The organism is Streptomyces sp. NPDC031379 (assembly GCF_055569615.1).
On record NZ_JBVIIT010000001.1, the window covers coordinates 30,235 to 54,908 of the forward strand.

The following is a 24,674-nucleotide window of genomic DNA, read 5'->3' on the forward strand; positions in this document are numbered from 1 at the left end:
CTTCGTGGGCCGCGGCGGGCGGGGTGCCGGTGGACTTCCCGCGGACGGCGGTCCCGGTGGTCCGGCGCCGCACCAGCCAGAAGGCCAGTACGGCCAGCAGCGCGGTGAGGTGAGGGCGAGGAGGACGCCGGTCGCGGCCAGCTGCAGCGGCCAGTAGTGGGAGAGGGGGTGGTAGTCGATGTAGAAGCCGGTGGCGCCGCGTCTGTCGTTGAGTTCCCGGCACACGGTGCTGGCGTCGGCCACGCATGTGGAGCTGGGCCGGTGGGCGCCGGTCGAGGTGACGATGCCCTCCTCGACCTTGATGCCCGTGTACGTCGGAGAGCCCGGGCGGCCGGTGACGCTGGTGGCGGTCGGCCACAGGTGCGGCAGGGCCATGTGGACGGCGACCCACAGCGCGGCCGTGGTGACCGCGCTGGTGCAGAGCGCGACCAGCGAGCGGCCCAGGAGCAGTCCTGTCAGGGCGCCGACGAGGAGGGCGGCCAGGGCGAGGCCGGCGATCAGCGGGCCGCCCGAGTAGAAGGTGGTCGCGGCCTCCCACGTCTCGGCGGTGTCGATACGGCCTTCGCCCGCCGACCAGGCCACGTGATGCAGCAGCGCCAGCAGCCCGGTGCCGGTGGTGACCAGGGCGGCCGGGACCGTGAGCCGGGCGGCCAGCCAACGGGTGGGGGAGACGCTCTGGGTCCAGGCGAGCCGCGTCGTGCCGGTCTCCAGCTCGCGGCCGGTCAGGGCGGCTCCCGCCCAGGCGGCGGCCAGGAACGGGACGGCGAGGACGGCGAGGGTCGTGTACTGGTAGACGTCCTTGTAGCGCAGGATCGCGTCCTGGTCGTACCGGCACGGGTCGCCGTGCGCGCACGTGTTGTCGTACTGCTCCCAGGCCGCCGCCGCGGCGTCGGTGAGCGGGCCCCACAGCCACAGCAGCGCGCCGGCCACGCCGACGACGAGGCCGGTCCAGGCGTACAGGGCGGGGCGGTGCAGCCGCAGCAGCCAGCGGACCTGGCGCGGTGCTGCCGGCGCCTGGGCGGATGGGTTCAGGTCGGTGGCGGCACTCACGCGGCGTGCTCCTCGTTCTCGGCCGGGGTCAGGGCCGGGGCCTTCGGGTTGCGCAGGTGGGCGAGGACCAGTTCCTCCAGGGAGGGTGCCGAGGTGCGCCAGCCGGCGGGGAGCGGTCCGGCCGGGCGGATCAGCGCGCTGAGCTGGCGGCCGGTGACCCGGGAGTCGACCACGGTGTGCGCGCCGAGGTCGGCGGAGTCCGCGGCGCCGGTCACCCGCAGGTGGGCGGCGAGCAGGTCGTCGATCTCCCCGGACAGCCGTATCCGGCCGTCGCCGACCAGCAGCAGGTGGTCGCAGGAGTCCTCCAGTTCGGCGACGACGTGCGAGGACATCACGATCGTGGTGCCGCAGCGGGCGGCCTCCGCCATCAGCGTGCCCATCAGCTGGTGCCGGGCCAGCGGGTCGAGGTCGGCCATCGGCTCGTCCAGGAGCAGCAGCTCGGGCCGCTTGCCGAGGGCGAGGGCGAGCGCGACCCGGGTGCGCTGGCCGCCGGACAGGGAGCGGATGCGGGACCTCGGGTCGAGATCGCCGCCCGCGACGACCTGCTCGGCGACGGCCGCCTCCCAGCGGCCGGGGTTGAGGTCGCCGCCCATGCGCAGCGTCTCGGCGACGGTGAGCTGCGGGTAGAGCGGCTTGTCCTGGGCGACGAAGCCGACCCGGGGCCGGGCCTCGGCCGGGCTGGTGCCGAGCACCCTCACCTGGCCCTCGGTGGGCGGGAGCAGCCCGGCGGCCAGGGCGAGCAGCGTCGACTTGCCGGCGCCGTTGGGCCCGACGACGGCACACACCCGCCCCGCGGGCAGCCGGAAGGCGCAGTCGCGCAGCGCCCAGCCTCCCCGGCGCCCGAAGCGCCTGCCGAGGCCGTGGGCCTCGATGGCCGTGTCGCTCATGACGGTTCTCCCTGGAAGTGCGTGTCGAGTACGGCGGTGAAGAGTGCGGCGACGTCGTCCCGGTCCAGCCCGGAGGCGCGGGCCCTCGTGGCCCAGGCGTCCAGTTCGGCACGGAGCGCGGAGTCGGCCGGGGCGGCCCCCAGGGAGCGCCGCACGAAGGTCCCGAGACCCCGTCGTGCCTCCACGAGCCCTTCGCGTTCCAGCTCCCGGTACGCCTTCAGGACGGTGTTGGGGTTGATGGCGGTGGCTTCGACGACTTCGCGTGCCGTGGGCAATCTGTCTCCCGGCTTCAGCAGGCCCATGCGGAGTGCCTGTTTGGTCTGCTGGACGATCTGGACGTAAGTGGCGACCCCGCTGTGCCGGTCGATGCGGTACTCGACCACGCGTAGAACCACCCTTTCACTAATTGAGTAGTGAAAGGGTGGTGTAAGAGAGGGGCGGTCGTCAAGCCGACCGCCCCTTGCCGTCCGCCAAGCGGTGTAGGTCAGGTTTCGCTGCGGTACATCAGGTCGGTCTCGTGGACCGTGAACCCCAGCCGCTCGTACACCGACACCGCCGCCTTGTTGTCGGCGTCGACGTAGAGCATCGCGGTCGGCACCCCCTGCCGGGCCAGGTGGCGCAGGCCGATCGTGGTGAGGGCCTTGCCGAGCCCGCCGCCCTGCTCGCCGGGCCGCACCCCGAGGACGTACACCTCGCCGAGCCCCTCCTCGGCGTGCACCTTGGTCCAGTGGAAGCCGACCAGTTCCCCGCGCCGCTCGGCGAGGAAGAACCCGGCCGGGTCGAACCACGGCTCGGCCTTGCGGGCGTCGAGGTCCCGCTGGGCCAGCGAGCCCTGCTCGGGGTGGTGGGCGAAGGCGGCGGCGTTGACCGCGAGCCAGGCCGCGTCGTCCTTGCCGGGCACGAAGGCGCGCACGCTCACGCCCTCGGGCAGATCCGGGTCGGGCAGCTCCAGGTCCGTCAACGCGCGCCGCATCTGGCGCAGTTCACGGAACAGGGTCAGGCCGAGCACCTGGGCCAGGTGCCGGGCGGCGGAGTGCCCGCCGTGCGCCCACACCCGCAGCCGCTTGCCGGAGGCGGCGAGCAGTGCCGCGCCGAGCGCCCGGCCGTGCCCGTGCCCGCGGTGCGTGGGATGGACGACCAGTTCGGCGGCCGGCGCCTCCACCGGGTCGGTGTCCTCCAGCTGGGCATAGCCGACGAGTTCGCCGTCGATGTTCAGCAGCAGATGCGAGACGCCCTCGCGGGTGCCCCCGCGCAGCTGCAGCCGGCCCTGCTCGGACACCGGCTGCTGCCCGTCGACCCGGGCGGCCTCGGCGAGCAGGCCGAGCACGGCCTCGGCCTGGTCGTGGGTGAGCGCGGAGTAGGTCTCGATGGAGCGGGAGGGAAAGGCCCGTACGGTGTCGTCGCTGCTCATGCCTATGAGGGTACGGGGCGTGCGGGTCGAAGTCCCGGCACCTGAGCCGGTGCGGGGGGCGGCGAAGGGAAACCAGGATGTAACCATGAACCCCCTGTCGCGCTACGCGCGTTGACCCTAGGCTGCGCTGCCGGCCCACTCATCGCAGCCGACCCACAGGGGGGTTTCATGCCAGCCGTACCGCGGCGCACCGGACGCCGTACCTCCGCGTTCCTCGCGGCGACCGCCGCTCTCGCCACGGCCGCCGCACTGGCCGCCGCGCTGCCCGCGCAGGCGCACTCCGACAGCGGAAGCCACGGGCACGGCCGCCCCGGCCGCTACCAGGACGTCCAGCTGCTGTCCTTCAACGATCTGCACGGCAACCTCGAACCCCCGTCGGGCTCCTCCGGCCGGGTCGGCGAACTCCAGCCGGACGGGACGACGAAGACGGTCGACGCGGGGGCGTCGAGTACCTCGCGACCCACCTGCGCACGGCCCGCGAGGGCCACCCGTACTCGATCACCGCGGCCGGCGGCGACATGGTCGGCGCCTCCCCGCTGCTGTCGGGCCTGTTCCACGACGAGCCCACCATCGAGGCGCTCGACAAGCTGAAGCTGGACGTCACCTCGGTCGGCAACCACGAGTTCGACGAGGGTGCGCGGGAGCTGGCCCGCCTGCAGAACGGCGGCTGCCACCCGAAGGACGGCTGCTACACGGACGAGGAGTTCCAGGGGGCGGACTTCCCCTACCTGGCAGCGAACGTCCTGGACGAGCAGACCGGCAAGCCGATCCTGAAGCCGTACTGGATCTGGAAGAAGAAGGACGTCCGGATCGGCTTCATCGGCGTGACGCTCGAAGGCACCCCGGGCATCGTCTCCGCCGACGGCGTCAAGGGCCTGACCTTCAAGGACGAGGTCGAGACGATCAACAAGTACGCCAAGGTGCTCCAGCGCCAGGGCGTGCAGTCGATCGTGGCCCTGATCCACGAGGGCGGCTTCCCGGCCTCCGGCGCCTACAACTACGACTGCGACTCCCCGGGCGCGGGCGACGGCATCTCGGGCCCGATCGTCGACATCGCCAAGAACGTCACGCCGTCCGTCGACGCCCTCGTCACAGGCCACACCCACACCGCGTACGTGTGCACGGTCCCCGACCCCTCGGGCAGGCCCCGCATGGTCACCTCGGCGGCCTCCTTCGGCCGTCTCTACACGGACACCACGCTGAGGTACGACCGCTACACCGGCGACATCGCGCGTACGTCCGTGAAGTCCGCGAACCACGTGGTCACCCGGGACGTCCCCAAGGCGCAGGACATGACGGACCTGATCGCCCGGTGGAACACCCTGGCCGCGCCGATCGGCAACCGCCCCATCGGCTACATCTCCGCCGACATCGGCAACACCGGCACCGAGTCCCCGATGGGCGATCTGATCGCCGACGCGCAGCTCGCCCACGGCAGGGAGCTGGACCCGGGGACCAGCCTCGCGCTGATGAACCCGGGCGGGGTGCGGGCCGGCCTGACCTACCCGGCCAAGGGCGCCGAGGGCGACGGAGTGGTCACCTACGCCGAGGGCTTCACGGTCCAGCCGTTCGCCAACACCGTGAACCTGCAGGACTTCACCGGTGCCCAGCTGATCCAGGTGCTCAAGGAGCAGGTGAGCGGGGTCAACGCGGCGGCGCCCAAGATCCTCCAGCCGTCCGCCGGGCTCACCTACACCCTGGACCTGACCAGGTCCGGCGCGGACCGTGTGGTCACCGACTCCATCCGCCTGAACGGCGCCCCGATCGACCCGGCGGCCACCTACCGGGTCGCCACCAACAGTTTCCTCGCGGGTGGTGGCGACGGCTTCCCGACGCTGGGCCAGGGCACGAACGACCTGGTCGGCTCCGACGACCTGGCGGCCCTGGAGAAGTACCTGACGGCGAACTCGACGCCCGCCGCGCCGATCGCCCCGCCGAAGACCGGCCGGATCACCGTCGTGCAGTAGGCCCGTGCGCGTGGCCCGCCGGTTGCGGAAATGCCCCTGAGAGCTTCTCTCAGGGGCGTTCTCGTGCGGGGCGCCGGTGTCAGGAGGCGGCCGGTGTCCAGTCGCCCAGCCAGTCCGTGACCTCCTGGTCCGCGGCCTGGGCATCGGTCAGCTGGGGCCGGTCGGACGTCGCCGTGCCCGACCCCGGGCCGGTGTTCCGGTACTCGGCGAAGCGGTCGTCCTTCCAGGAGAAGCCGCCCATGTCCGACCAGGGGGTGGGCTTGACCGCGGCGCTCAGGGTGCTGTTGCGGACGGTCGTCTGCGGGTCGACGGTCGTGTCGCCGCCGGGGTGCCAGTTGCGGCCGAGATGGAACGAGGACGCGGAGACGTCGCCGTTCACCGTGGAGCGGTTGATCAGGATGCCCTTGCGGCCGGCCGGGGTGCTGGGCGCCGTGACGTACCCCGCCGACGTGCCGTTCCAGCGCTTCTTCAGGGTGATGACGGACCTGTCGACGACCACCGTGGCCCGGCCGAAGACGAAGTCGACGTTGCCGGTGATGTAGGAGTTGCCGATGTAGACCCGGCCGGGCTTGTCCTTGGCGGCGGTCTCCGTCTCCAGGGTGTCCTGGTCGCCGTCGACGATGACCCCGTCGAGCACGATCCTGTCCGCCTGCGTCAGCAGGGCCACCGCCTGGTTGGCGATGTCCTGGTGCCTGGACTCGTCGAAGTCGTTGGTGACGGTGAGGTTGCGGATCTGGGAGTCGTCCGACATGACGGAGACGGTGGCGCTGCCCGGAGTGCCGTAGGTGCCGGAGCCGTCGGGCCTGGTCATGCCGGCCGCGTTGCCGTAGACGATCGTCGTGTCCTTGCGGCTGCCGCCCGCGCCCTGGATGGTGACGTGCGGCTTGTCGGCCGGGACCTTCACGACCTCGCGGTAGGTCCCCGGCTGCACGGAGATCACCACCCGGGAGGCGTTGTTCGCGGGTACGGCGTTCACGGCGGCCTGGACGGTCCGGAACCGGCCGCTGCCGTCGGCGGCCACGGTGATCGTCGTGGCCGTGGCGGCCTTCGTCGTCGCGGTGGTGCCCAGCGAACCGCGGGGACCCGCGCCCGACTTGAGCAGCGCCGGGACGTCGGCCGTCCGGTCCAGGGTGTAGGCGTAGTACTTCTTCGGGTCCCAGGCGGTGCCCGATCCACCGCTGTCGTTCTTGCCCGTCGTACCCGAGAAGACGTTGCCGCGCTGGACGAGGGTGGCGGTGGCGTCCCTGACGACCGGGTTGTTCAGGCCCTGGAAGTAGGAGTTCTCCAGGAGCATGTTCGTCCTGCCCCGGGCGTAGTTGCCGTAGGACGACGTGATGTCCGTCCCCGCCACGTCCTCCAGGTAGTTGTTGTAGAGGTGCGCGTGGGCCACGTTGTCGGTGGACGGGTTGCGCTGCTCGGTCTCGCGGATCCAGTTGTGGTGGAGGGTGAGGTCCGCGGTGACGTTGTCGGTCCAGCCGATGCCGAAGGCCTTGTTCTCCTGGCCGAGCCTGTTCCAGGAGACGGTGAGGTACGTGGTGTCCTTCCGGCTGTCGATGAGGCCGTCGGCCATGTGCCGGATGTCGTTGTGGTCGATCCAGACGTGGTGGGCGCCGTCCATCTGGATGCCGTCGTAGTCGTGCTCCTTGTCGTTCCACACGCCCTGGTACGCGTCCCGGATGGTCAGGTTCCGGATGATCACGTTGTGCACGCCCTGGCCGAGGAAGAAGCCGCCGCCGACGATCTGCCCGGACGTGCCCGAGCCGATGATGGTCTTGTCCGACCGGACCTTGATCTCCTTGCCGACGGGGTCCATGTCGATGGTGGCGGCGACGACGATGACGTACGGCTCGTCGGCGGTCGCGTACTTCTCGAGATCGGCCAGGGTCTTCACGGTGACGATCGCGCCGCCCCGGCCGCCGTAGGTGCCGTTCTGCCCGAGGGCGTCGACGGAGGCGAACCCGTCGGCGGTGGCCGTCGCCCAGGCCGGCACGGCGGCGGTGGTGGTGGCGGCGGAGGCCTGCGAGCGGGTGCCGGCCCCCAGGAGGCCGTAGGCGAGGGCGCCCGTGGCGGTCAGCGCGAGCGGCAGGCCGAACGCGAGGGTCCGGCGGCTTCTGCGGTGGCGGGGCCTGGCGGTGCTGCGGTGCTCACTCATGCGCGAGCTGCCTTTCCTGTGGGGACTGGACTGCTGAGCAGTCGTCACCCGCGGCCGGAATGGTTGCCGTGCCCGGCGTGGCGGGTCAGCAGCGCGGGCCAGTCCTGCGCCGCGGCCCAGTCGGTGAAGGAGTGCCAGCCGACCTCGGGGAAGACGCGGCGCAGCCCGGGCACGTCGACGTCGAGGCCGTGCGTCGTGAAGTACGCGAACATCGACGCCAGGTCCTCGGACCTGGTCCGCACGTGGTCCAGTGGCACCTCCCGGTGGGTGACCGGACGGCCGGTGGCGCCGGCCAGGACGGCCGCGATCCGCTCGGGGGTGCACGTGTCGGAGGCGATGTCGATCCGGCGGCCGGTGAACTCCGCGCGGCGCTGCAGGGTGAGCGCGGCGAACGCGCCGATGTCACGGGCGGGGATGAGCGTGAGGGGCCGGTCGGACGGCATGGGCCAGGCGAAGGTGCCCTCGCGCAGCCCGTCGAGGGTCCAGCCGCTCGCGTAGTTGTCCATGAACGCGGCCGGGGCGATCACCGTCCAGGGCACGCCGGACGCGCACAGGTACCGCTCGACCGCGTGCTTGCTCTCGTAGTGCGGGACGCCGGTGCCCCGGTCGGCGTGGGCGGCGGAGGTGAACACGACGTGGCCGAGGCGGGCGCCCGCGGCGGCGTCCACGAGGGCCCTGCCCTGCCGGATCTCGGTGTCGGTGTCGGTGCCGAACGGGGTGGTGACCGCGAAGAGCGCGTCGGCCCCGGCGAGGGCCGTGTCGAGGGAGGCGCGGTCGTCGAGGTCGGCCTGCCGGACCTCGGCTCCCTGGCTCCGCAGCGCGCCGGCGGCCGGCGAGTCCGGGCGGCGGGTGAGGGCGCGGACGTGGTGGCCGGCGGCCAGCAGGGCGCGGGCGGTGGCTCCGCCCTGGGCGCCGGTGGCACCGGTGACGGCGACGGTGAGCATGGTGGTCCCCCAGTGGATAGAATTACTGCGTGGCGCATTGACTGCGTCACGCAGAGAGTAGCAGTTATCGCTGCGTCACGCAGCGATTGAGGAAGGGGACCCCATGACAGACCCGCGCCGGGCCCGGCTGTACGAGGAGTTGTCGATGGAGTCCCGCCGCTATCTGGCGGCGTACGTCCTGTTCAACCAGGCCGTCGCCGACCACCTGGGGCTGCATCCGACCGACGTGCAGTGCCTGAGCCTGCTGACGGCCGAGGCCGAGCCCTTCACGGTCAAGCAGATCGCCGACCGCACGGGCCTCACCACGGGCTCGGCCACCCGCCTGGTGGACCGGCTCGAGCGAGCGGGCTACGTCGCCCGCACCCCCGACCGGCAGGATCGCCGCCGGGTGCTGGTCACCCCGGTGCCGGAGCGCGTCGCCCGTGTCACCGCGGTGTGGGACGACCTCGGACGGACCTGGGAGACGATCCTCGACGACCACAGCGAGGACGAGCTGAAGGCGATCACCCGGCACATGCGCCGCGCGAACGACCTCAGCCACACCCAGATCGAACGCCTGCGCGCCATGCCCGAGCCGGACTGAGCCGACCGGGACGCACCCGCTCAGGCGGCCGGCGCCGGGGGCGGAGGCGTCGGCGCGCCCGGCAGCCGTACGGTCGCCACCGTGCCGCCGCCCTCCGCGCGGGCCAGGGTGACCGCGCCGCCCGCCCGCTGGACCGTACGGGCCACGATGGAAAGGCCGAGGCCCGAGCCGGGCAGGGCCCGCGCGCTGGGGGAGCGCCAGAACCGGTCGAAGACGTGCGGGAGTTCGTCCTCGAGGATGCCGGGCCCGTGGTCGCGTACCGTCAGCACGCCGCCGTTCAGCCGGACGTCGACCGTGCCGCCCCCGGGGCTGAACTTCACCGCGTTGTCGAGGATGTTGACGATCGCCCGCTCCAGCGCGGAGGGCTCCGCCCGGACGAACCAGGGCTCCAGGTCCGTGGTGATCGTCAGCTCCGGCCCGCGCAGGCGCGCCCGGCGCAGGGCCGCCTCGACGGCGTCCTGGAGCGCCACCACCTGTACCCGCTCGCCCCGCTGCCCCTCCGAGCGGGACAGCTCCTGCAGATCGCCGATCAGCGAGGCCAGCTCGCTCATCTGCGCCTTCACCGAGGCGAGCAGCGCCTTGCGGTCCTCCGGGGGGAGGGGCCGGCCGGTCTCCTCGCTGCGGGTGAGCAGCTCGATGTTCGTACGCAGCGAGGTGAGAGGGGTGCGCAGTTCGTGCCCGGCGTCCGCGATCAGCTGCTGCTGCAGCTCGCGGGAGCCGGCCAGCGCGGTCGTCATCGAGTTGAAGGACCGCGAGAGGCGGGCCACCTCGTCCTCGCTGTCGTCGTCGACGGGGATGCGGATGCCCAGGTCCTCGGTCCGCGCGACGTGCTCGACGGCCTCCGTGAGCTTGTCGACCGGACGCAGCCCCGCCCGCGCCACCGCCAGCCCCGCCGCACCGGCACCGACCACGCCGATGCCCGAGACGAGCAGGAGGACCAGGGCGAGGTCCTTGAGCGTGTCCTTGGTGCTCTTCAGCGATATCGCGACCTGGAGGGCCGTTTCCGGATACAGCTGGGGCGGGACGCCCGGACCCTGGCTGATGGTCAGGGGCTGGGTCAGCACGCGCACCGCGTCGCCCTCGGCGTCGGTGCCGTCGCGCAGCATGCCGTCGAGCGCGCCGCCGCGGCTGTCGTTCGCCCTGACGATGACGTCCGTGTCGGCGGAGGTGGTCTTCACCCGGCCCGCGGAGTCGGCGGACACACAGGCGGTGCCGTCCCGCTTCACGAGCTGCAGGTAGTAATAGCTGACATGGGTGTGCAGGCCGCCGATGATGTTCCCGCCGGGCGCTTGCGGGCACGTCGCGAGCGCGGACGCCACGTTCCCTTCCCGCTGGGGCTGCGCGGTCTTCTGCAGGTCCTTGTCGACCTGGTCGTACAGCTTCCGCTCCACGATGAACCAGCAGGTGACCGAGACCGCCGCCACCGCGAACGCCACCGCCGCCGCCACCAGCATCGCCAGCCGCGCCCGGATCGGCAGCGCCCGGTAGCGGCGCGCCAGCCTCCTCACTCCGCGCCGCCCTGGCGCAGGACGTACCCCACGCCGCGCACCGTGTGCACCAGGCGCGGCTCGCCGCCGGCCTCGGTCTTGCGGCGCAGGTACATGACGTAGACGTCGAGGGAGTTGGACGAGGGCTCGAAGTCGAAGCCCCACACCGCCTTCAGGATCTGCTCACGGGTGAGCACCTGGCGGGGGTGGGCCATGAACATCTCCAGGAGCGTGAACTCGGTGCGGGTCAGCTCCACCTGCCGTCCGCCGCGCGTGACCTCGCGGGTCGCGAGGTCCATGCGCAGGTCGCCGAAGGTGAGGGCCTCGTCCTCCTGGGCCTCGGCCGACACGGCGACCGCGTAGGAGCTGCGGCGCAGCAACGCGCGGATGCGGGCGAAGAGTTCGTCCAGTTCGAAGGGTTTGACGAGGTAGTCGTCGGCGCCCGCGTCCAGCCCCGTCACCCGGTCGCCGACCGTGTCGCGGGCCGTGAGCATGAGGATCGGGGTGGTGTCGCCCGTGCCCCGGATGCGACGGGCCGCCGTCAGGCCGTCCATGCGCGGCATCTGGATGTCCAGGACGACCAGGTCCGGCCGGTAGACCGTGGCCTTCTCCAGTGCGTCGGCTCCGTCCACGGCAACCTCCGTGTCGTATCCCTCGAAGGCGAGGCTGCGCTGGAGCGCTTCGCGGACGGCGGGCTCGTCGTCGACGATCAGGATGCGCTGGGGGTCACGGTCGCCTTCGGAGGGGCTCATCGCTCGCGGTTCCTCGGGGTGCGGTGGGTGGGGTGGGCGGGGCGTCTCTCAGCCTCGCACGGTCCCGGGCCGGTCGGTGGGCAGGCGCGGGGCTCAGACCGTCAGCACGCTCAGGTTGCGTATCGTGTTCAGGCGCTTCAGGGGCACCTTGCGGCGGTGCGGACGGGAGGCGGAGGTCCGCAGGCCCATCAGCTGGGGGACGAGCGTCGCGGGCACCTCCGGGGCGCGGGGTGCCGGGACGTGCGGGTGCAGCGTGGACGCGACCGAGAGGGCCAGGGCGAAGTCGGCCGGACCGTGGTCGGAGACCTGGTGCGAAACCTTCTTGATCATGACCTGCTCCCTAACTGTTGGAGCCCGCCCGCAGCTTGGCGAGGTCGGACTTGACGGTGTTGACGGGAATGGCGAAGCCGAGGCCGATGCTGCCCGCGTCCGAGGACGAGGAGGCCTGCGAACTCGAGGAGTACATCGCGGAGTTGATGCCGATGATGTGGCCGCTCGCGTCGATCAGCGCGCCGCCGGAGTTGCCGGGGTTCAGGGACGCGTCCGTCTGGATGGCCTTGTACGTCGTGGTGGACGAACCCGTGTCGCCGTTGAACTCACGGCCGCCGAACTGGAACGGCCACTGTCCGTCGCCGCCCTGGTTCTGGCCCTGGTTCTCCTCGGTGGAGACGGTGACGTCCCGGTGCAGGGCGGAGACGATGCCGCTGGTGACGGTGCCGGTCAGGCCCTCGGGGGAGCCGATCGCGACGACCGAGTCACCCACCTGGACGCTGTCGGAGTCGCCGAGGCTCGCCGCCTTCAGCCCCGACGCGCCCTCCACCTTGATCAGCGCGAGGTCCTTGGAGCTGTCGGTGCCGACGATCCGGGCGGAGTAACTCTTGCCGTCACTGGTGCGCACCTTGACCGAGGTGGCGCCGGAGACGACGTGGTTGTTGGTGACGATCTCCCCGCCGGACGTGATGATCACACCGGAGCCGGTGGAGGAGCCGTTGCTCAGGGTCGCGTTGATCTCGACGACGCTCGGGCTGACCGCGGCGGCGATCGCGGCGACGTCACCCTTCTTGCCGGCGGGCACCACCTTGGTGGTGGTGCCGGCCGAGGCGACCGTGTCCTTGGCGGTCAGCTGCTGGAAGGCGTACGCCGTGCCGCCGCCGACCGCCGCCGCGACGATCGCGACCGCCGCGAGCAGGGCCACCGGACCCCGGGTGCGCTTCTTCCCGGGCGCGGGAGTCACCGGCCCGGAAGCCATCGGTTCGGGAGTCACCGGCCCGGAAGCCATCGGTTCGGGGGCCGGCGCGCCGGCCGTCGCCGTCGTGGGCTCGTACGGCGGCGGGGGCGGCCACTCGGGGTTCACGGGAGCGGAGTAGCTGTGCTGCTGGGCGTACGCGTCCTGCTGTACGTACGTGCCCTGGTGGACGTCACCCTGCGGGGTGCCGTACCCGTACTCGCCGCTGCGGCGGATGCTCTCGGTCATGACAAGAGGTTCCCCCGCGACCATGAGAGCTTCCTGAGTGCTCCCTGAGAAGCCCGGCAGAACCTCGTTTGCCCGATATAAAGGCGGAGCCCGGAGGGCTCAGCCCGTGCACCCGCAGGACGTGCGCAGCACCAGCCGGGACGGGAAGGTCTTCAGCCGCTCGCGCCGGGACCCGGCGATCCGCAGGCCGTCGTCCAGGACGAGGTCCACCGCCGCCCGCGCCATGGCGGAGCGGTCCGAGGCGACCGTGGTCAGCGGCGGGTCGGCGAGCGCGGCCTCCTTGATGTCGTCGAAGCCCGCGACGGCCAGCTTCCCGGGTACGTCGATGCGCAGCTCGCGGGCGGCCCGCAGCAGGCCGATCGCCTGGTCGTCGGTGGAGCAGAAGACCGCCGGCGGCCGGTCCGGGCCGGAGAGGACGTCCAGGGCCACGCGGTAGGCGTCGTAGCGGTTGTACGGTGCCTCGAACAGCCGGCCCTCCGTGGACAGGCCCGCCTCGGCCATGGCCCGCCTCCAGCCCTCGACGTGGTCGGAGACCGGGTCGCCGACGGCCGGTGTGTCGGCCGTACCGCCCATACAGGCGACGTACTCGTAGCCGTGCTCCAGCAGGTGGCGTACGGCGAGCTGGGCGCCGCCGAGGTCGTCCGTCACCACGGCCACGTCGTCGATGGCCTCCGGACGCTCGTGCAGCAGCACCACCCGGGCGTCCCAGGCGTCGATCTCGGCGGCGGCGAGGTCGTTGAGGGCGTGGCTGACCAGGATCAGACCGGAGACCCGCATGCCCAGGAAGGCACGCAGATAGTGGACCTCGCGTTCGCCGATGTAATCGGTGTTGCCGACGAGGACCATCTTTCCGCGCTCGGAGGCGGCCTGCTCCACCGCGTGCGCCATCTCGCCGAAGAACGGCTGGCGGGCGTCCGGGATGATCAGGCCTATGAGGTCCGTGCGCCGCGACGCCATCGCCTGGGCGACCCGGTCGGGCCGGTACCCCAGTTCCTTGATCGCGGCGAGGACACGCTCGCGCGTGGCCGGGGCGACCGGCCGGGGTCCGTTGTTGATGACATAACTGACGACGGCGGTGGAGGTCCCAGCCAGCCGTGCCACATCATCCCGAGTCACCTTGGCCACGCGCGGAGTCTACGCGGATTGACCCGCTCTGGGCAGGGCGTATCACCGCTTGGATGTGCGGAAGCAATGCCCCGCCCGAGCGCCTTCCACGCCCCGCCGGGGAGAACTACGCGTCCGCGTGCAACTCGGCACCGTCCAGGGCGGCGGATGCGTCCGCATCCTCCGCCTTTGCCCGGTCCGCCTTGGCCTTGGCCTCGTCGGAGGCCCGCTCGCCCTTCTCGGGCGTAACGAATCGATAACCGACGTTCCGGACAGTGCCGATCAGCGACTCGTGCTCGGGTCCGAGCTTGGCGCGCAGCCGCCGTACGTGCACGTCGACCGTACGGGTGCCGCCGAAGTAGTCGTATCCCCACACCTCCTGCAGCAGCTGCGCGCGGGTGAAGACCCGGCCCGGGTGCTGGGCGAGGTATTTCAGCAGCTCGAACTCCTTGAAGGTGAGATCGAGGACCCGTCCCTTGAGCTTCGCGGAATAGGTCGCCTCGTCCACCGAGAGATCGCCGTTGCGGATCTCCATCGGGGAGTCGTCGTTGACGATCTGCTGCCGGCCCATGGCGAGCCGCAGCCGCGCCTCCACCTCCGCGGGGCCGGCGGTGTCGAGGAGCACGTCGTCGACGCCCCAGTCGGCGGTGACGGCGGCGAGACCGCCCTCGGTGACGACGAGGATGAGCGGACAGCCGGGGCCGGTGGAGCGCAGCAGCTGGCACAGGCTGCGCACCTGCGGCAGGTCGCGGCGGCCGTCGACGAGGATGACGTCGGCGCCGGGGGTGTCGACGAGGGCGGGGCCCTCGGCCGGGGCGACCCGCACGTTGTGCAGCAGCAGGCCGAGGGCGGGGAGCACCTCCGTCGACGGCTGGAGGGCGTTGGTCAGGAGCAGCAGAGAACTCATACGTCTGGTTCCTCCTCGGTCCCTGCGAGGACGTGTGCGGTGCGGCACTGCTTCGCGATCCCGAAGGCCCCGTACATCCGCGGTCACCTGGTGTTTCCCGCTTCGTATACAACGCTTCCGAAAGCACAAAAGGACCCGGGGGCTACGCTGCCCGAGTCCTCTGCACAGCAGAATAGCCCACATGAGCAACCGTCCGGCAGGTCATGTGGCAGGTTCCACCGTTCGTCCGAATTCCGAGACAAGCGGACGTGCCGCTATCCGGACGTTCCTGTACAGCGCAGACGGAATTCCGATCGATTCCGTATACGATCCCGGCGCCGCCGTATACGAAACACCTCCGGACACCTTCCCGCCTGCCTCCCGTGACCTCGTGTTCGTGGTCGCCCACGGTTTCACCGGCGACGTGGATCGCCCGCATGTTCGACGGGTGGTGGGCGTCCTGCGCGCTCACGGCGCCGTCGTCACCTTCTCCTTCCGCGGCCACGGACGCTCCGGCGGCCGTTCCACGGTCGGCGACAAGGAGGTGCTGGACCTCGCCGCCGCCGTCGAGTGGGCCCGCGGCCTCGGGCACGCGCGCGTGGTGACCGTCGGCTTCTCGATGGGCGGCTCGGTGGTGCTGCGGCACGCAGCCCTGCGCCCCGGCACGGTGGACGCGGTGGTCTCGGTCAGCGCCCCCGCCCGCTGGTACTACCGGGGCACGGCCCCCATGCGCCGTCTGCACTGGCTGGTCACCCGCCCCGCGGGCCGCCTGGTCAGCCGCTACGGCCTGCGCACGCGCATCCACCAGGGCGAGTGGGACCCGGTCCCGCTCTCCCCGGCCGAGGCGGTGCCGGGGATCGCCCCCGCCCCGCTGCTGATCGTGCACGGCGACCGCGACGGCTACTTCCCGCTCGACCACCCCCGCATGCTGGCCGAGGCCGCCGGTGACCACGGCGAACTCTGGGTGGAGCCGGGCATGGGCCATGCGGAGAACGCGGCGGACGACGCCCTGCTGGCCCGGATCGGGGACTGGGCCGCGACGGCGGCGGGCTAGCCTGACACCATCTGTCTTTTGTCTTTGTCTTTTCTTGCCGTCGATTGAGGAATCAGATGCCCAAGGTCACGGTGCGCTACTGGGCCGCCGCCAAGGCCGCGGCCGGAGTCGCCGAGGAGCCGTACGACGCGGACACGCTCGCCGACGCGCTGGCCGCCGTGCGCGCGCGACACCCCGGGGAACTCACACGCGTGCTGCAGCGATGCTCCTTCCTCATCGACGGTGACCCCGTCGGGACCCGCGCGCATGAGACGGTACGGCTGGCCGACGGCGGCACGGTCGAGGTGCTCCCGCCGTTCGCAGGAGGGTGAGGCGATGAGCGACCAGCCGTATCAGGGCGGCCCGTACGAGGGCTACGACCCCTATCAGCAGCAGCCCCAGCACCAGCCCCAGCAGGCGTGGCCCGGTCACGAGCAGTACGGCCGGCAGCCCGGCTACGACCCGCAGCTCACCCAGCAGTGGCAGGGCCAGACCTGGGAGACGCAGACGCACGCCCCGGTGCAGTCGCCGGAGACGGCGTACCTGCCGCCGCAGCAGCACCAGCAGCAGGCGTATCCGGCCCAGCACGAGCCGCAGGCCTATCAGCAGCAGCACGAGCCGCAGGCGGCGTATCAGCAGCAGCCGTATCAGGAGTACCAGCAGCCTGAGCAGCACCAGCAGGCTCACGGGTTCACGGAGGCGTACGCGCCCCAGGCGCCGCGGCCCGAGCCGGCGCCGCGGCCCGAGCCCCCGGCCACCGGACCGGAGTCCCCGGGGCCTGACTACGGCCCCGCGACGCTCGCCGGGAACGCCCGGATCACCGACGCCCAGCGGGCCCGCCTGGAGGGCCGCTCCCCGATCATCGAGCCCGGCATGCAGCCGGCGGCGCTCACCGCGCTGCTGGGTCTGCTGCTGGCCGCCGCGGCCCCCATCGGTTCCTACGCCCTCCTCGTCCCGCTGGTGCTGCTCCAGGCGGTGACGGCGGCGGGATGGTTCCGGCTGAACGGCATGTGGCCGGCCAGGCAGGGCATCGCGCTCGCCTTCGCGGGCGGACTGACGGCCGATGCGGCGGTGCTGGTCGCGGGCCGCGAGCACGCCCCGGCGGCGATCCTCGGGCCGCTCGGCGTCTGGGTCCTGCTCTCCCTGGTCCTGCAGCTGCGCTCGCACGCCTCGCCGGACGAGCGGATGTACGGCCTGATGGCGACGGTCGCCTCGGCGTCGCTCACCGTCCTCGCGACGGGGTATCTCGGCGCTGACACGCACGCGGTGTCCGTGGGCGCGGCGGCGGTGGCGGTGGCGATCCTGGCACGGGCCCTGCCCCTGCCGACGCCGGCGTCGGTCGTGGTCGCGCTGCTGGCCGCGGCGGGCGCGGGAATCGCCGTCGGCGGGATGACCGGCTTCGGAGCGAAGGGGGCGCTGCTGGGCGGGGCCGCCGGGGTGTGCGCTCTGATCGGTCACCGGGTCGCCAGTTACGACTACCCGTCCCGGTTCGTGCACTTCACGGCGGGCGTGGCGTTGCCGTTGTCGGCGGCGGCACCGGTCGTCTGGGTCCTGGGACGCGCACTGGCCGGCTGAAGACCGTTTACGGTCTCAGCCGACCGGCCCCCGACGCTTGACCTCGTTGACGAAGGCCGCCCAGGCGTCGGCCCGGAAGACGAGGGTGCCGCGGGCGGGGGCCTTGCTGTCGCGGACGGGGACGAGGAAGGGGACGTCGGCGGCGACTTCGAGGCAGTCGCCGCCGCTCGTGTTGCTGTAGCTGCTCTTGCGCCAGGTCACGCCGTTCAGGTCGATGGCTCGCACGGCATTTCCTCCAACATCCGCAGGATGAACTTGCGCGACTCGGCTGGGGGCAGCGCGAGGTCGCGCATCGCATCGTACCTACGCTGCAGAAGCTCAACTGAGGCGTTTTCTTCGACAAGTTCGCCGCGCAGATCGTTCTCGGTGTAAGCGACCGTGCGGCCGTCCAGCAGGCGCAGAAACTTCACGGCGGTGTTCATCAGGCCATGCGGGCCTGCGCTGAACGGCAGCACCTGGAGGGTGATGTTCGGGCGCTCGGCGGCCTCCGCCAAGTGCTCCAACTGCTCCCGCCACGCTCCCGCGTCACGCAGCGAGGTGCGCAGCACCGCCTCGGACAGGATGACGCGGAAAGGCGGCGGGTCGTCGCCCTCCAGCAACTGCCGTCGCCCCAGGCGCGCCTCGACCTGCTGGTCCAGTTCGGGGCCCTTGAGCCAGCCCACCGCGAGCGCCTCGCGTGCGTACCCAGACGTCTGGAGAAGGCCCGGTGGCGCGCTCACCGCGTAGTGCCACAGGCTGATCGCCTCGGCCTCCAGGACCATGTACCGCCGGTACTGCTCCTTGAACTGCGTCGGATCCCCCGCCGCCAGCTCCCACAACGTCACCAGCAAACCCGGCGTCCCGTAGAACTGGTCCAGCGCCTGTACGACCTCCGGCCCGCCCAGCGTCCGGCCGCTCTCCATCTTGCTGAACTGGGACGAGTCCCAGCCCACCTCCTTCGCGAGGTCCCGCAGGCTCAGGCCCCGCTCGCTTCTCAGGCGCCGCAGTTCCTCGGTGAACCGCTCCCTCGGCTCCTGACTCCGTCCCGTGAACACCAGACGCTGCGGCATCGCGCTCCTGTTGAATTTGTTGAATTTGGCAGGCCCACCGTTGAATTTGGGCCCTTCAACAGCCCGGACGCTCACTCCGTGCGCCATGCTCGTAAGCATCCCGAACACGCAGCGTAGTCATCGATGAGCGCTGCGCACAGGCGTTCACGGAAAGGAGCTGGCCGCATGACAGCGAAGTCGGAGTCCCACGAGCCCGGACGTCAGGCCGACCCGGAGACCCTTCGTCCGGCCACGGACCGGGAACGGCTCGCCGCGAGTGTCCGAGCCGTCAACCAGCGCACCCGCTCGGTGCCGCCCCTGCCCCCGCCCTTGGATGCCGCCAGTCGGCCACCGCGTCCCGTACCCGGCTGTGCCGCGTGCCTGGAGCTGGCCGAGCGGCGGGAGGCGGCGCGGGTGGCGTACGACCGCAGTGCCGAAACCGATGTGAACGTCCTGCTGCGCCAGCACCAGAGGAAGGAGCACCGCGCATGACGGCCGTCGGAGGTCTGCCGTACGAGGAGTGCAGGCGACAGGGACAGCGCATGGCACCGCGGGACCGGACCACCCCATGGCCGGCCTACGCGCTTCCGCCGTTCCGTCCGGGTGCGCGCGGCACACCCGACGTCCCCGCCGCCGACCCCGCCCCCGTCCCTCGCCGCACTTCCCGGCCCGGCCCTCGCACGAGGCGTCGTTCCGGGCGCCGAGCGGCCGACGGCGCGGCCGTGAGCGGCCTGCTCGTCGTTCTCTGTGTCACCGCGTTGTTCGCGGCGATCGCCCTCGCGGCCGTCCGGGAACGGGGCTGACGCATCCCCCACGACGGCAGGCCGAAGGGCCGCACCCCCACTGGCGTCCAACCCAGGGGGTGCGGCCCTTCAGTTCCGTCACCGAGTCCGTTCAGACCGCGATGGCAACCTCCGCGAGGCCGCCCTGCTGGGCCACAACCGTGCGGTCGGCGGTGCCGCCGGGCACCAGCGCGCGGACGGTCCACGTGCCCTCGGCCGCGTAGAAGCGGAACTGCCCCGTGGCGGAGGTGGGAACCTCCGCGGTGAACTCGCCGGTCGAGTCCAGCAGACGGACGTAGCCCGTCACCGGCTCGCCGTCGCGGGTCACCTGACCCTGGATCGTGGTCTCACCGGGCTTGATCGTCGAGGCGTCCGGGCCGCCGGCCTTCGCTCCACACATGCTGTTTCTCCAGAGGGGTCTGACCGGAAGGTCGGTCGGGGTGGGTTACTTGTTGGCGCCGAGCTCGATCGGCACGCCGACCAGGGAGCCGTACTCGGTCCAGGAGCCGTCGTAGTTCTTGACGTTCTCGACGCCGAGCAGCTCGTGCAGCACGAACCAGGTCAGGGCCGAGCGCTCACCGATGCGGCAGTAGGCGATCGTGTCCCTGGCGAGGTCCACGTTCTCCTCGGCGTAGAGGGCCTTCAGCTCCTCGTCCGACTTGAAGGTGCCGTCGTCGTTGGCGTTCTTCGACCACGGGATGTTCCGGGCGCTCGGGACGTGGCCCGGGCGCTGCGACTGCTCCTGCGGCAGGTGGGCCGGGGCGAGCAGCTTGCCGGAGAACTCGTCGGGCGAACGCACGTCGACCAGGTTCTGCGCGCCGATCGCGGCGACGACGTCGTCGCGGAAGGCACGGATGGAGGTGTCCTGCGGCTTGGCCTGGTAGTCGGTCGCGGCGCGCTCGGGCACGTCGCCGCCGTCGACGAGCTCGCGGGCGTCCAGCTCCCACTTCTTGCGGCCGCCGTCGAGAAGCTTGACGTTCTCGTGGCCGTACAGCTTGAAGTACCAGTAGGCGTAGGACGCGAACCAGTTGTTGTTGCCGCCGTAGAGGATCACCAGCGTGTCGTTGGCGATGCCCTTCTTCGACAGGAGCTTCTCGAAGCCCTCCTGGTCGATGAAGTCACGGCGGACCGGGTCCTGCAGATCCTTGGTCCAGTCGATGCGGATCGCGTTCTTGATGTGGTTCTTCTCGTAGGCGGACGTGTCCTCGTCCACCTCGACGATGGCGATCGTCGGGTCGTCCAGGTGGTCCTGGACCCAGTCGGCGTCGACGAGGACGTCGCTGCGGCTCATGCTCTTTCTCCTCCGGGGCAGTCGCGGCGGGGCGTGCGAGTAGAGAGGGGTGCGCGCTGATGCGGCGCACGGGTGCCCTTCCAGCAGGGCAGGGATGAGACGCGGAAGTCGGGGACTTTCGCTCAGAAGGGGCGACAGAGCATGGCGGCAACGCGGCACAGGTCCACTGCCCGCCGCTTCGTGAGATCCGCCTGTCGCTTCATGGGCCCGATCGTAGGGACGTCCGGGCGGGCGTGTCACCGGTGTGTCATATGGCGAGATGCGATCGTCCGAATGGCGGGATATGAATCGCGCCCGGGCGGCCGTCCTCCGGCCTCCGGGCGCTCTTGGGGGTGCAGCATCTGCGGTACGGACGTGAATGTCTCGCCAGTCGGACGTCGGGCGTCCATCGACGGCCTGCCTACCCCGCCAGCCTGACGTCCGAACCCTTCACGCTGATCTTCACGCCGTCCGGTGCGGCCTCCACCTTGTCCAGCTTGATGCCGCCGGGCAGCCGGTCGATGGCCTGCCGGAAGTCGGTGATCGTGCGGACGCGGTTCTCGGCGAGCGCGAGGCCGCTGATCGCGGGCAGGGAGTCCGCGTGGACCTGGACCTTGTCGTTCTCCACGGTCACCGAGCTGAGCACGGACACCGTCCGGTCGATGGGGATGGCCCCCGCGACCGTGCCCCGCACCTTGACGGCGACCTTGATCTTGCCGTTGCCGCCGTCGGAGAGGCCGACGACCTGGGCCTTGACGCCGAGGCCGACGTCGGTCGGCTCGGACTTGGCGGTCCTGAGCAGCTCGGCGTAGGAGACCGTCGCGGTGCCGGTGGCGGTGGCCGCGGTGGCGGAGCTGTAGTCGCCGGAGAACTCGACGCCCTTCATGTCGGCCGTCAGGTCGTCGATGCGGATGGTCTGGCCGGCCTTGCCGGTGGCCGCCTCGTAGTCCTTGATGCCGACCTCGACGTCGTCCAGGGAGCCGCCGGCGGCCTGGGTGAGGAACGGGAAGCCCTTGATGTCCACGTCCGGGGTGGAGGCCAGGTTCTCCGTCGCCTTCAGCTTGTCCGCGGCCTCGCTCTCGGCGAAGTGCACGGCCACCCGGTCCACGATCACGAAGAGCACGCCCAGGATCACGACGACGATCAGAAGTATTCGCAGGGCACGCATGAGGTGTTTCCCCCGGGTCGGCGACAGCGTTCGGAATCCGGTACGTCTACGCCACGGTAACCCTGGGGGCCGGGCCCGGGCGGGGATTGTCGATCACCTGTGACAGGGGCTGTCGGTTCTACCCTGGAACCATGTACGCACGGCGGCGGCACATCTACTTCGCCATGATGGGAACGTGCATCGGGCTCTTCGTCCTGGCCTGGGCGGTCGTGCGCCTGTGGTCCGTGCCGGCCGCCGTCGGCATGTGCGTCCTCGCCATGGTCATCCCGCCGGTCGCCGCGATGATCGCCAACCGGCGGGGCCCGGAGGACCGCTGGTGGGACGATCCGTCCGGGGATCCGAAGTCCGACGAGTGGTGGGACGAACTGGACGGCAAGAAGCGCCCGCGTCCGTGAGAGCCCCGTGGAGGCGGCCCTGCCGGGCCGCCCGCGGAAGCCGGTGTCAGTAGACGAGCGCCTGGGTGTCGTCCGCCAGGGCCTCCTGGACGAAGACCTGCGCGCCCGCGATCCGCACGCCCTCGACGACGTCCTTCTCCGTGATGTCCCGGCGGGCGGCGCACTGCGTGCACAGGGTGATGCGGCCGGCCGCGAGGATCGAGTCGACCAGATCCGGCAGCGGGGCCGCGTGCGGCAGTTCGAACTCGGCCGCCCGCCCCGGCAGCGCGAACCAGGAGGACTCCCCGGTCAGCCACAGCGAGACCTCGACCCCGCTGGCCACGGCCACCGCAGCCACCGTGAACGCCTGCGAGCAGCGTTCGGGGGCGTCGGCCCCGGCCGTCACCTTGATCACGAGCTTCTTCGCCATGGGGGCAGGGTAGCCCTACCGCCCACCTCACAAGGAGGGCCGGGCCTCGGCCGCGTAAGCTGGGCCCCGGCTCTGTCGTATGCCCACCCTCGCTCAAGGAGCACCCGTGGAGATCTTCTTCGAAACCCTGCTGGTCCTGGTCTGCGTCGGCGTGCTCGCCTTCGCCGGTCTGACCGTGAAGAAGCTGTACCAGGGCCAGCGCTGATCCACACCGAGGAAAGCTTCCGCTCATGATCGAGATCCCGTCCGACCTGCACAAGGACCTCGTCCCGCTCGCCTTCCTGCTCGGCAACTGGGCCGGCGCGGGCGTGCACGACTTCCCCGGCTCGCAGAAGTGCAACTTCGGGCAGGAGGTCAGTTTCACCCACGACGGCCGGGACTTCCTGGAGTACCACTCCCACACCTGGGTGCTGGACAACGACGGCAACAAGGTCCGTCCGCTGGAGTCGGAGTCCGGCTTCTGGCGGATCGACGCCGACCGCAAGGTCGAGGTCACGATGACCCGCGACGACGGCACGGTGGAGATCTGGTACGGCGAGATGGCCGACAAGAAGCCGCAGATCGACCTGGTCACGGACGCCGTCGCCCGGACGGCCGCCGCCCAGCCGTACGCCGGCGGCAAGCGGCTGTACGGCTACGTCAAGAGCGACCTGATGTGGGTCGGCGAGAAGCAGACCCCCGAGGTCGAGCTGCGCCCCTACATGTCGGCCCACCTGAAGAAGGTCGTCACCCCCGAGGACGTCGAGCGCTGGGCGAAGGCCCTTCCGGACGACCTTCCCGACGACGGGATCGCCTTCTTCAAATAGGCCCGCCCAAGTGGTCCTAGACTCTTCGGTGTGGTGAGCACCGACTGGAAGAGCGACCTCAGGCAGCGCGGCTACCGGCTGACGCCGCAGCGGCAGCTTGTCCTCGAAGCCGTGGACACCCTTGAGCACGCGACCCCCGACGACATCCTCGTGGAAGTGAGGAAGACGGCGTCGGGGGTCAACATTTCCACCGTCTACCGGACGCTGGAGCTGCTGGAGGAGCTGGGCCTGGTCAGCCACGCCCACCTCGGCCACGGCGCACCGACCTACCACCTCGCCGACCGCCACCACCATCTGCACCTGGTGTGCCGGGACTGCGAGAACGTGATCGAGGCGGACGTCGACGTGGCGGCCGACTTCACGGCGAAGCTGCGCCAGCAGTTCGGGTTCGACACCGACATGAAGCACTTCGCGATCTTCGGCCGGTGCCGTGACTGCTCACTGAAGAGTTCAACTACCACGTCGTAGGCTTGCCGTATGAAGAGCCTCCTGCTGTCCCTGCCCGGCGCCGTCCCCGCCGAAGGAGCGGACGAAGGTGTCGCCGCCCACTACGGCGACCTGTTCCGTGAGCAGCGCGCCCTCGCCGACGGCACCGGTTTCGTCGATCTCTCGCACCGCGGTGTCGTCACCGTCAGCGGCGAGGACCGGCTGAGCTGGCTGCACCTCCTGCTCACCCAGCACGTCAGCGACCTGCCCGCGGGCCAGGCGACCGAGGCGCTGATCCTCTCCGCGCACGGTCACATCGAGCACGCCCTGTACCTGGTGGACGACGGTACGACGGTCTGGGCGCACGTCGAGCCCGGCACCCAGGACGCGCTGCTCGCGTACCTGGAGTCGATGAAGTTCTTCTACCGGGTGGAGGCCGCCGACCGCACCGACGACTTCGCGGTCGTCCATCTGCCGGCCGGCTCGATCGCCGCGGTGCCGGAGGGCGTCGTCGTCCGCGAGACGGCGCACGGCCGTGATCTCTTCCTGCCGCGCGCCGACCTGGAGTCCTTCGCGGCGCAGCACGGCCCCGCCGCCGGCCTGCTCGCCTACGAGGCGCTGCGCGTCGAGCAGCACCGTCCCCGGCTGGGCTTCGAGACCGATCACCGCACGATCCCGCACGAGCTGGGCTGGATCGGCACGGCGGTGCACCTGCAGAAGGGCTGCTACCGCGGCCAGGAGACGGTCGCCCGCGTCCAGAACCTGGGCAAGCCGCCGCGCCGGCTGGTCTTCCTGCACCTGGACGGAAGCGACGTCCACCTGCCGGCGCCCGGCACGGACATCCGCCTCGCGGACGAGGGCCCCGACGGCCGCAAGATCGGCTTCGTGACGACGTCCGTACGCCACCACGAACTGGGCCCGGTCGCCCTCGCGCTCATCAAGCGCAACACCCCGACCGACGCCCGGCTGATCGCCGGGGACACGGCCGCCGCCCAGGAAGTCGTCGTGGAGCCCTAGGCCCTGACCACAACTGGCCGAAAACGACTTGTCGTGTCTCGAACGGATCATTCATGATCCAACCCTCC

29 protein-coding genes and 1 pseudogene are annotated in these 24,674 nt (G+C 71.2%); 12 read left to right on the forward strand and 18 right to left on the reverse strand.

Features of this window, described 5'->3' with window-relative positions; genetic code table 11:
• Window positions 1–190 precede the first annotated feature (190 nt).
• Window positions 191–517, forward strand: coding sequence for a hypothetical protein (locus ACZ5CW_RS00160; RefSeq protein ID WP_468596936.1), 327 nt, complete (start codon window positions 191–193; stop codon window positions 515–517).
• A 529-nt stretch (window positions 518–1,046) separates the two neighbouring features.
• Here the strand turns inward: ACZ5CW_RS00160 and ACZ5CW_RS00165 are convergent.
• From ACZ5CW_RS00165 to mshD, 3 genes are all read right to left on the reverse strand, one after another.
• A complete protein-coding gene (locus ACZ5CW_RS00165; RefSeq protein WP_468596937.1) occupies window positions 1,047–1,937 on the reverse strand; it encodes an ABC transporter ATP-binding protein in 891 nt (296 codons plus the stop codon).
• Window positions 1,934–2,320 carry a GntR family transcriptional regulator gene (locus tag ACZ5CW_RS00170; RefSeq protein ID WP_468596939.1) on the reverse strand — a complete coding sequence of 129 codons (387 nt, stop codon included), beginning with the start codon at window positions 2,318–2,320 and terminating at the stop codon, window positions 1,934–1,936. The genes ACZ5CW_RS00165 and ACZ5CW_RS00170 overlap by 4 nt, the downstream gene beginning before the upstream one ends.
• A 101-nt stretch (window positions 2,321–2,421) precedes the next feature.
• Window positions 2,422–3,348 (reverse strand): mycothiol synthase, encoded by a 927-nt coding sequence (mshD, locus tag ACZ5CW_RS00175; RefSeq protein ID WP_468596941.1) that lies wholly within the window; start codon window positions 3,346–3,348, stop codon window positions 2,422–2,424.
• Window positions 3,349–3,516: 168 nt separating this feature from the next.
• On the opposite strand from mshD, the pseudogene ACZ5CW_RS00180 reads away from it, so the two are divergent.
• Window positions 3,517–5,315 (forward strand): annotated as a pseudogene (locus ACZ5CW_RS00180) (bifunctional metallophosphatase/5'-nucleotidase).
• 79 nt (window positions 5,316–5,394) lie between these two features.
• Here ACZ5CW_RS00180 and ACZ5CW_RS00185 read toward each other — a convergent pair.
• Together ACZ5CW_RS00185 and ACZ5CW_RS00190 are read right to left on the reverse strand one after the other, a co-directional pair.
• A complete protein-coding gene (locus ACZ5CW_RS00185) occupies window positions 5,395–7,467 on the reverse strand; it encodes a pectinesterase family protein (RefSeq protein ID WP_468596943.1) in 2,073 nt (690 codons plus the stop codon).
• Between the two features lie 44 nt (window positions 7,468–7,511).
• Window positions 7,512–8,411 carry an NmrA/HSCARG family protein gene (locus ACZ5CW_RS00190; protein WP_468596945.1) on the reverse strand — a complete coding sequence of 300 codons (900 nt, stop codon included), beginning with the start codon at window positions 8,409–8,411 and terminating at the stop codon, window positions 7,512–7,514.
• A gap of 103 nt (window positions 8,412–8,514) precedes the next feature.
• On the opposite strand from ACZ5CW_RS00190, the gene ACZ5CW_RS00195 reads away from it, so the two are divergent.
• Entirely contained in the window at window positions 8,515–8,994 is a 480-nt protein-coding gene (locus ACZ5CW_RS00195) for a MarR family winged helix-turn-helix transcriptional regulator (RefSeq protein ID WP_468596947.1), read from the forward strand.
• A 20-nt stretch (window positions 8,995–9,014) separates the two neighbouring features.
• Here the strand turns inward: ACZ5CW_RS00195 and ACZ5CW_RS00200 are convergent, their stop codons facing one another.
• The 6 genes from ACZ5CW_RS00200 to ACZ5CW_RS00225 all read right to left on the reverse strand — a co-directional run bounded on the left by ACZ5CW_RS00200 (window position 9,015) and on the right by ACZ5CW_RS00225 (window position 14,718).
• A complete protein-coding gene (locus ACZ5CW_RS00200) occupies window positions 9,015–10,502 on the reverse strand; it encodes a sensor histidine kinase (RefSeq protein ID WP_468596949.1) in 1,488 nt (495 codons plus the stop codon).
• Window positions 10,499–11,233 (reverse strand): response regulator transcription factor, encoded by a 735-nt coding sequence (locus ACZ5CW_RS00205; RefSeq protein ID WP_468596950.1) that lies wholly within the window; start codon window positions 11,231–11,233, stop codon window positions 10,499–10,501. Before ACZ5CW_RS00205 ends, ACZ5CW_RS00200 begins: the two co-directional genes overlap by 4 nt.
• 93 nt (window positions 11,234–11,326) lie before the next feature.
• A complete protein-coding gene (locus tag ACZ5CW_RS00210) occupies window positions 11,327–11,563 on the reverse strand; it encodes a hypothetical protein (RefSeq protein WP_468596952.1) in 237 nt (78 codons plus the stop codon).
• Between the two features lie 10 nt (window positions 11,564–11,573).
• Window positions 11,574–12,707 (reverse strand): S1C family serine protease, encoded by a 1,134-nt coding sequence (locus tag ACZ5CW_RS00215; RefSeq protein WP_468596953.1) that lies wholly within the window; start codon window positions 12,705–12,707, stop codon window positions 11,574–11,576.
• A 99-nt stretch (window positions 12,708–12,806) separates the two neighbouring features.
• The gene (locus tag ACZ5CW_RS00220; protein WP_468596954.1) at window positions 12,807–13,832 is read right to left on the reverse strand and encodes a LacI family DNA-binding transcriptional regulator; all 1,026 of its coding nucleotides are present in this window, start codon (window positions 13,830–13,832) and stop codon (window positions 12,807–12,809) included.
• Window positions 13,833–13,938: 106 nt separating this feature from the next.
• Window positions 13,939–14,718, reverse strand: a complete 780-nt coding sequence (locus ACZ5CW_RS00225) for a response regulator transcription factor (RefSeq protein WP_468596956.1) — start codon at window positions 14,716–14,718, stop codon at window positions 13,939–13,941.
• A 181-nt stretch (window positions 14,719–14,899) separates the two neighbouring features.
• On the opposite strand from ACZ5CW_RS00225, the gene ACZ5CW_RS00230 reads away from it, so the two are divergent.
• From ACZ5CW_RS00230 to ACZ5CW_RS00240, 3 genes are read left to right on the forward strand one after another with little or no spacing between them, the layout of a single operon-like run.
• Complete coding sequence (locus tag ACZ5CW_RS00230) at window positions 14,900–15,751, forward strand: alpha/beta hydrolase family protein (RefSeq protein WP_468596957.1); 852 nt, start codon at window positions 14,900–14,902, stop codon at window positions 15,749–15,751.
• Between the two features lie 56 nt (window positions 15,752–15,807).
• The gene (locus ACZ5CW_RS00235) at window positions 15,808–16,062 is read left to right on the forward strand and encodes a MoaD/ThiS family protein (RefSeq protein WP_468596959.1); all 255 of its coding nucleotides are present in this window, start codon (window positions 15,808–15,810) and stop codon (window positions 16,060–16,062) included.
• Window positions 16,063–16,066: 4 nt separating this feature from the next.
• Window positions 16,067–17,305, forward strand: a complete 1,239-nt coding sequence (locus tag ACZ5CW_RS00240) for a hypothetical protein (protein ID WP_468596961.1) — start codon at window positions 16,067–16,069, stop codon at window positions 17,303–17,305.
• A gap of 15 nt (window positions 17,306–17,320) precedes the next feature.
• Here the strand turns inward: ACZ5CW_RS00240 and ACZ5CW_RS00245 are convergent, their stop codons facing one another.
• A complete protein-coding gene (locus ACZ5CW_RS00245; protein ID WP_468596963.1) occupies window positions 17,321–17,530 on the reverse strand; it encodes a DUF397 domain-containing protein in 210 nt (69 codons plus the stop codon).
• Window positions 17,512–18,354, reverse strand: coding sequence for a helix-turn-helix domain-containing protein (locus tag ACZ5CW_RS00250; protein ID WP_468597724.1), 843 nt, complete (start codon window positions 18,352–18,354; stop codon window positions 17,512–17,514). Before ACZ5CW_RS00250 ends, ACZ5CW_RS00245 begins: the two co-directional genes overlap by 19 nt.
• Before the next feature lie 165 nt (window positions 18,355–18,519).
• Here ACZ5CW_RS00250 and ACZ5CW_RS00255 point away from each other — a divergent pair, with 165 nt between their 5' ends.
• Both ACZ5CW_RS00255 and ACZ5CW_RS00260 read left to right on the forward strand, forming a co-directional pair.
• Complete coding sequence (locus tag ACZ5CW_RS00255; RefSeq protein ID WP_468596965.1) at window positions 18,520–18,825, forward strand: hypothetical protein; 306 nt, start codon at window positions 18,520–18,522, stop codon at window positions 18,823–18,825.
• Window positions 18,822–19,136, forward strand: coding sequence for a hypothetical protein (locus tag ACZ5CW_RS00260; RefSeq protein WP_468596966.1), 315 nt, complete (start codon window positions 18,822–18,824; stop codon window positions 19,134–19,136). Before ACZ5CW_RS00255 ends, ACZ5CW_RS00260 begins: the two co-directional genes overlap by 4 nt.
• Before the next feature lie 91 nt (window positions 19,137–19,227).
• Here the strand turns inward: ACZ5CW_RS00260 and ACZ5CW_RS00265 are convergent, their stop codons facing one another.
• The 4 genes from ACZ5CW_RS00265 to ACZ5CW_RS00280 form a co-directional block, all read right to left on the reverse strand.
• Window positions 19,228–19,515, reverse strand: a complete 288-nt coding sequence (locus ACZ5CW_RS00265; RefSeq protein ID WP_004986406.1) for a DUF1416 domain-containing protein — start codon at window positions 19,513–19,515, stop codon at window positions 19,228–19,230.
• A 45-nt stretch (window positions 19,516–19,560) separates the two neighbouring features.
• A complete protein-coding gene (locus ACZ5CW_RS00270; protein WP_468596967.1) occupies window positions 19,561–20,406 on the reverse strand; it encodes a sulfurtransferase in 846 nt (281 codons plus the stop codon).
• A gap of 122 nt (window positions 20,407–20,528) precedes the next feature.
• Window positions 20,529–20,609, reverse strand: coding sequence for an Ms5788A family Cys-rich leader peptide (locus tag ACZ5CW_RS00275; protein WP_350751515.1), 81 nt, complete (start codon window positions 20,607–20,609; stop codon window positions 20,529–20,531).
• Window positions 20,610–20,806: 197 nt separating this feature from the next.
• Window positions 20,807–21,553 carry an LmeA family phospholipid-binding protein gene (locus ACZ5CW_RS00280; protein WP_468596968.1) on the reverse strand — a complete coding sequence of 249 codons (747 nt, stop codon included), beginning with the start codon at window positions 21,551–21,553 and terminating at the stop codon, window positions 20,807–20,809.
• 131 nt (window positions 21,554–21,684) lie between these two features.
• On the opposite strand from ACZ5CW_RS00280, the gene ACZ5CW_RS00285 reads away from it, so the two are divergent.
• Window positions 21,685–21,948: a DUF3099 domain-containing protein gene (locus ACZ5CW_RS00285; RefSeq protein WP_468596970.1), complete on the forward strand. Its 264-nt coding sequence runs from the start codon at window positions 21,685–21,687 to the stop codon at window positions 21,946–21,948.
• A gap of 46 nt (window positions 21,949–21,994) precedes the next feature.
• On the opposite strand, the gene ACZ5CW_RS00290 is transcribed toward ACZ5CW_RS00285, so the two are convergent.
• On the reverse strand, window positions 21,995–22,357 hold the full coding sequence (locus ACZ5CW_RS00290; protein WP_468596972.1) for a DsrE family protein: 363 nt from the start codon (window positions 22,355–22,357) through the stop codon (window positions 21,995–21,997).
• A 230-nt stretch (window positions 22,358–22,587) separates the two neighbouring features.
• Here ACZ5CW_RS00290 and ACZ5CW_RS00295 point away from each other — a divergent pair, with 230 nt between their 5' ends.
• From ACZ5CW_RS00295 to ygfZ, 3 genes are read left to right on the forward strand one after another with little or no spacing between them, the layout of a single operon-like run.
• Entirely contained in the window at window positions 22,588–23,163 is a 576-nt protein-coding gene (locus ACZ5CW_RS00295) for a heme-binding beta-barrel domain-containing protein (protein WP_468596974.1), read from the forward strand.
• Between the two features lie 30 nt (window positions 23,164–23,193).
• Window positions 23,194–23,631 (forward strand): Fur family transcriptional regulator, encoded by a 438-nt coding sequence (locus tag ACZ5CW_RS00300; protein WP_468596975.1) that lies wholly within the window; start codon window positions 23,194–23,196, stop codon window positions 23,629–23,631.
• 9 nt (window positions 23,632–23,640) lie between these two features.
• Window positions 23,641–24,606 carry a CAF17-like 4Fe-4S cluster assembly/insertion protein YgfZ gene (ygfZ, locus tag ACZ5CW_RS00305; protein WP_468596976.1) on the forward strand — a complete coding sequence of 322 codons (966 nt, stop codon included), beginning with the start codon at window positions 23,641–23,643 and terminating at the stop codon, window positions 24,604–24,606.
• Window positions 24,607–24,674: the final 68 nt, after the last annotated feature.

Excerpts from the sequence above, each read along its gene's own strand:
- ACZ5CW_RS00165 (WP_468596937.1), bottom strand. The coding sequence starts at position 1,937 with ATGAGCGACACGGCCATCGAGGCCCACGGCCTCGGCAGGCGCTTCGGG.
- mshD (WP_468596941.1), bottom strand. The coding sequence starts at position 3,348 with ATGAGCAGCGACGACACCGTACGGGCCTTTCCCTCCCGCTCCATCGAG.
- ACZ5CW_RS00185 (WP_468596943.1), bottom strand. The coding sequence starts at position 7,467 with ATGAGTGAGCACCGCAGCACCGCCAGGCCCCGCCACCGCAGAAGCCGC.
- ACZ5CW_RS00190 (WP_468596945.1), bottom strand. The coding sequence starts at position 8,411 with ATGCTCACCGTCGCCGTCACCGGTGCCACCGGCGCCCAGGGCGGAGCC.
- ACZ5CW_RS00195 (WP_468596947.1), top strand. The coding sequence starts at position 8,515 with ATGACAGACCCGCGCCGGGCCCGGCTGTACGAGGAGTTGTCGATGGAG.
- ACZ5CW_RS00205 (WP_468596950.1), bottom strand. The coding sequence starts at position 11,233 with ATGAGCCCCTCCGAAGGCGACCGTGACCCCCAGCGCATCCTGATCGTC.
- ACZ5CW_RS00210 (WP_468596952.1), bottom strand. The coding sequence starts at position 11,563 with ATGATCAAGAAGGTTTCGCACCAGGTCTCCGACCACGGTCCGGCCGAC.
- ACZ5CW_RS00215 (WP_468596953.1), bottom strand. The coding sequence starts at position 12,707 with ATGACCGAGAGCATCCGCCGCAGCGGCGAGTACGGGTACGGCACCCCG.
- ACZ5CW_RS00225 (WP_468596956.1), bottom strand. The coding sequence starts at position 14,718 with ATGAGTTCTCTGCTGCTCCTGACCAACGCCCTCCAGCCGTCGACGGAG.
- ACZ5CW_RS00230 (WP_468596957.1), top strand. The coding sequence starts at position 14,900 with ATGAGCAACCGTCCGGCAGGTCATGTGGCAGGTTCCACCGTTCGTCCG.
- ACZ5CW_RS00235 (WP_468596959.1), top strand. The coding sequence starts at position 15,808 with ATGCCCAAGGTCACGGTGCGCTACTGGGCCGCCGCCAAGGCCGCGGCC.
- ACZ5CW_RS00240 (WP_468596961.1), top strand. The coding sequence starts at position 16,067 with ATGAGCGACCAGCCGTATCAGGGCGGCCCGTACGAGGGCTACGACCCC.
- ACZ5CW_RS00250 (WP_468597724.1), bottom strand. The coding sequence starts at position 18,354 with ATGCCGCAGCGTCTGGTGTTCACGGGACGGAGTCAGGAGCCGAGGGAG.
- ACZ5CW_RS00255 (WP_468596965.1), top strand. The coding sequence starts at position 18,520 with ATGACAGCGAAGTCGGAGTCCCACGAGCCCGGACGTCAGGCCGACCCG.
- ACZ5CW_RS00260 (WP_468596966.1), top strand. The coding sequence starts at position 18,822 with ATGACGGCCGTCGGAGGTCTGCCGTACGAGGAGTGCAGGCGACAGGGA.
- ACZ5CW_RS00265 (WP_004986406.1), bottom strand. The coding sequence starts at position 19,515 with ATGTGTGGAGCGAAGGCCGGCGGCCCGGACGCCTCGACGATCAAGCCC.
- ACZ5CW_RS00270 (WP_468596967.1), bottom strand. The coding sequence starts at position 20,406 with ATGAGCCGCAGCGACGTCCTCGTCGACGCCGACTGGGTCCAGGACCAC.
- ACZ5CW_RS00275 (WP_350751515.1), bottom strand. The coding sequence starts at position 20,609 with ATGAAGCGACAGGCGGATCTCACGAAGCGGCGGGCAGTGGACCTGTGC.
- ACZ5CW_RS00280 (WP_468596968.1), bottom strand. The coding sequence starts at position 21,553 with ATGCGTGCCCTGCGAATACTTCTGATCGTCGTCGTGATCCTGGGCGTG.
- ACZ5CW_RS00285 (WP_468596970.1), top strand. The coding sequence starts at position 21,685 with ATGTACGCACGGCGGCGGCACATCTACTTCGCCATGATGGGAACGTGC.
- ACZ5CW_RS00290 (WP_468596972.1), bottom strand. The coding sequence starts at position 22,357 with ATGGCGAAGAAGCTCGTGATCAAGGTGACGGCCGGGGCCGACGCCCCC.
- ACZ5CW_RS00295 (WP_468596974.1), top strand. The coding sequence starts at position 22,588 with ATGATCGAGATCCCGTCCGACCTGCACAAGGACCTCGTCCCGCTCGCC.
- ygfZ (WP_468596976.1), top strand. The coding sequence starts at position 23,641 with ATGAAGAGCCTCCTGCTGTCCCTGCCCGGCGCCGTCCCCGCCGAAGGA.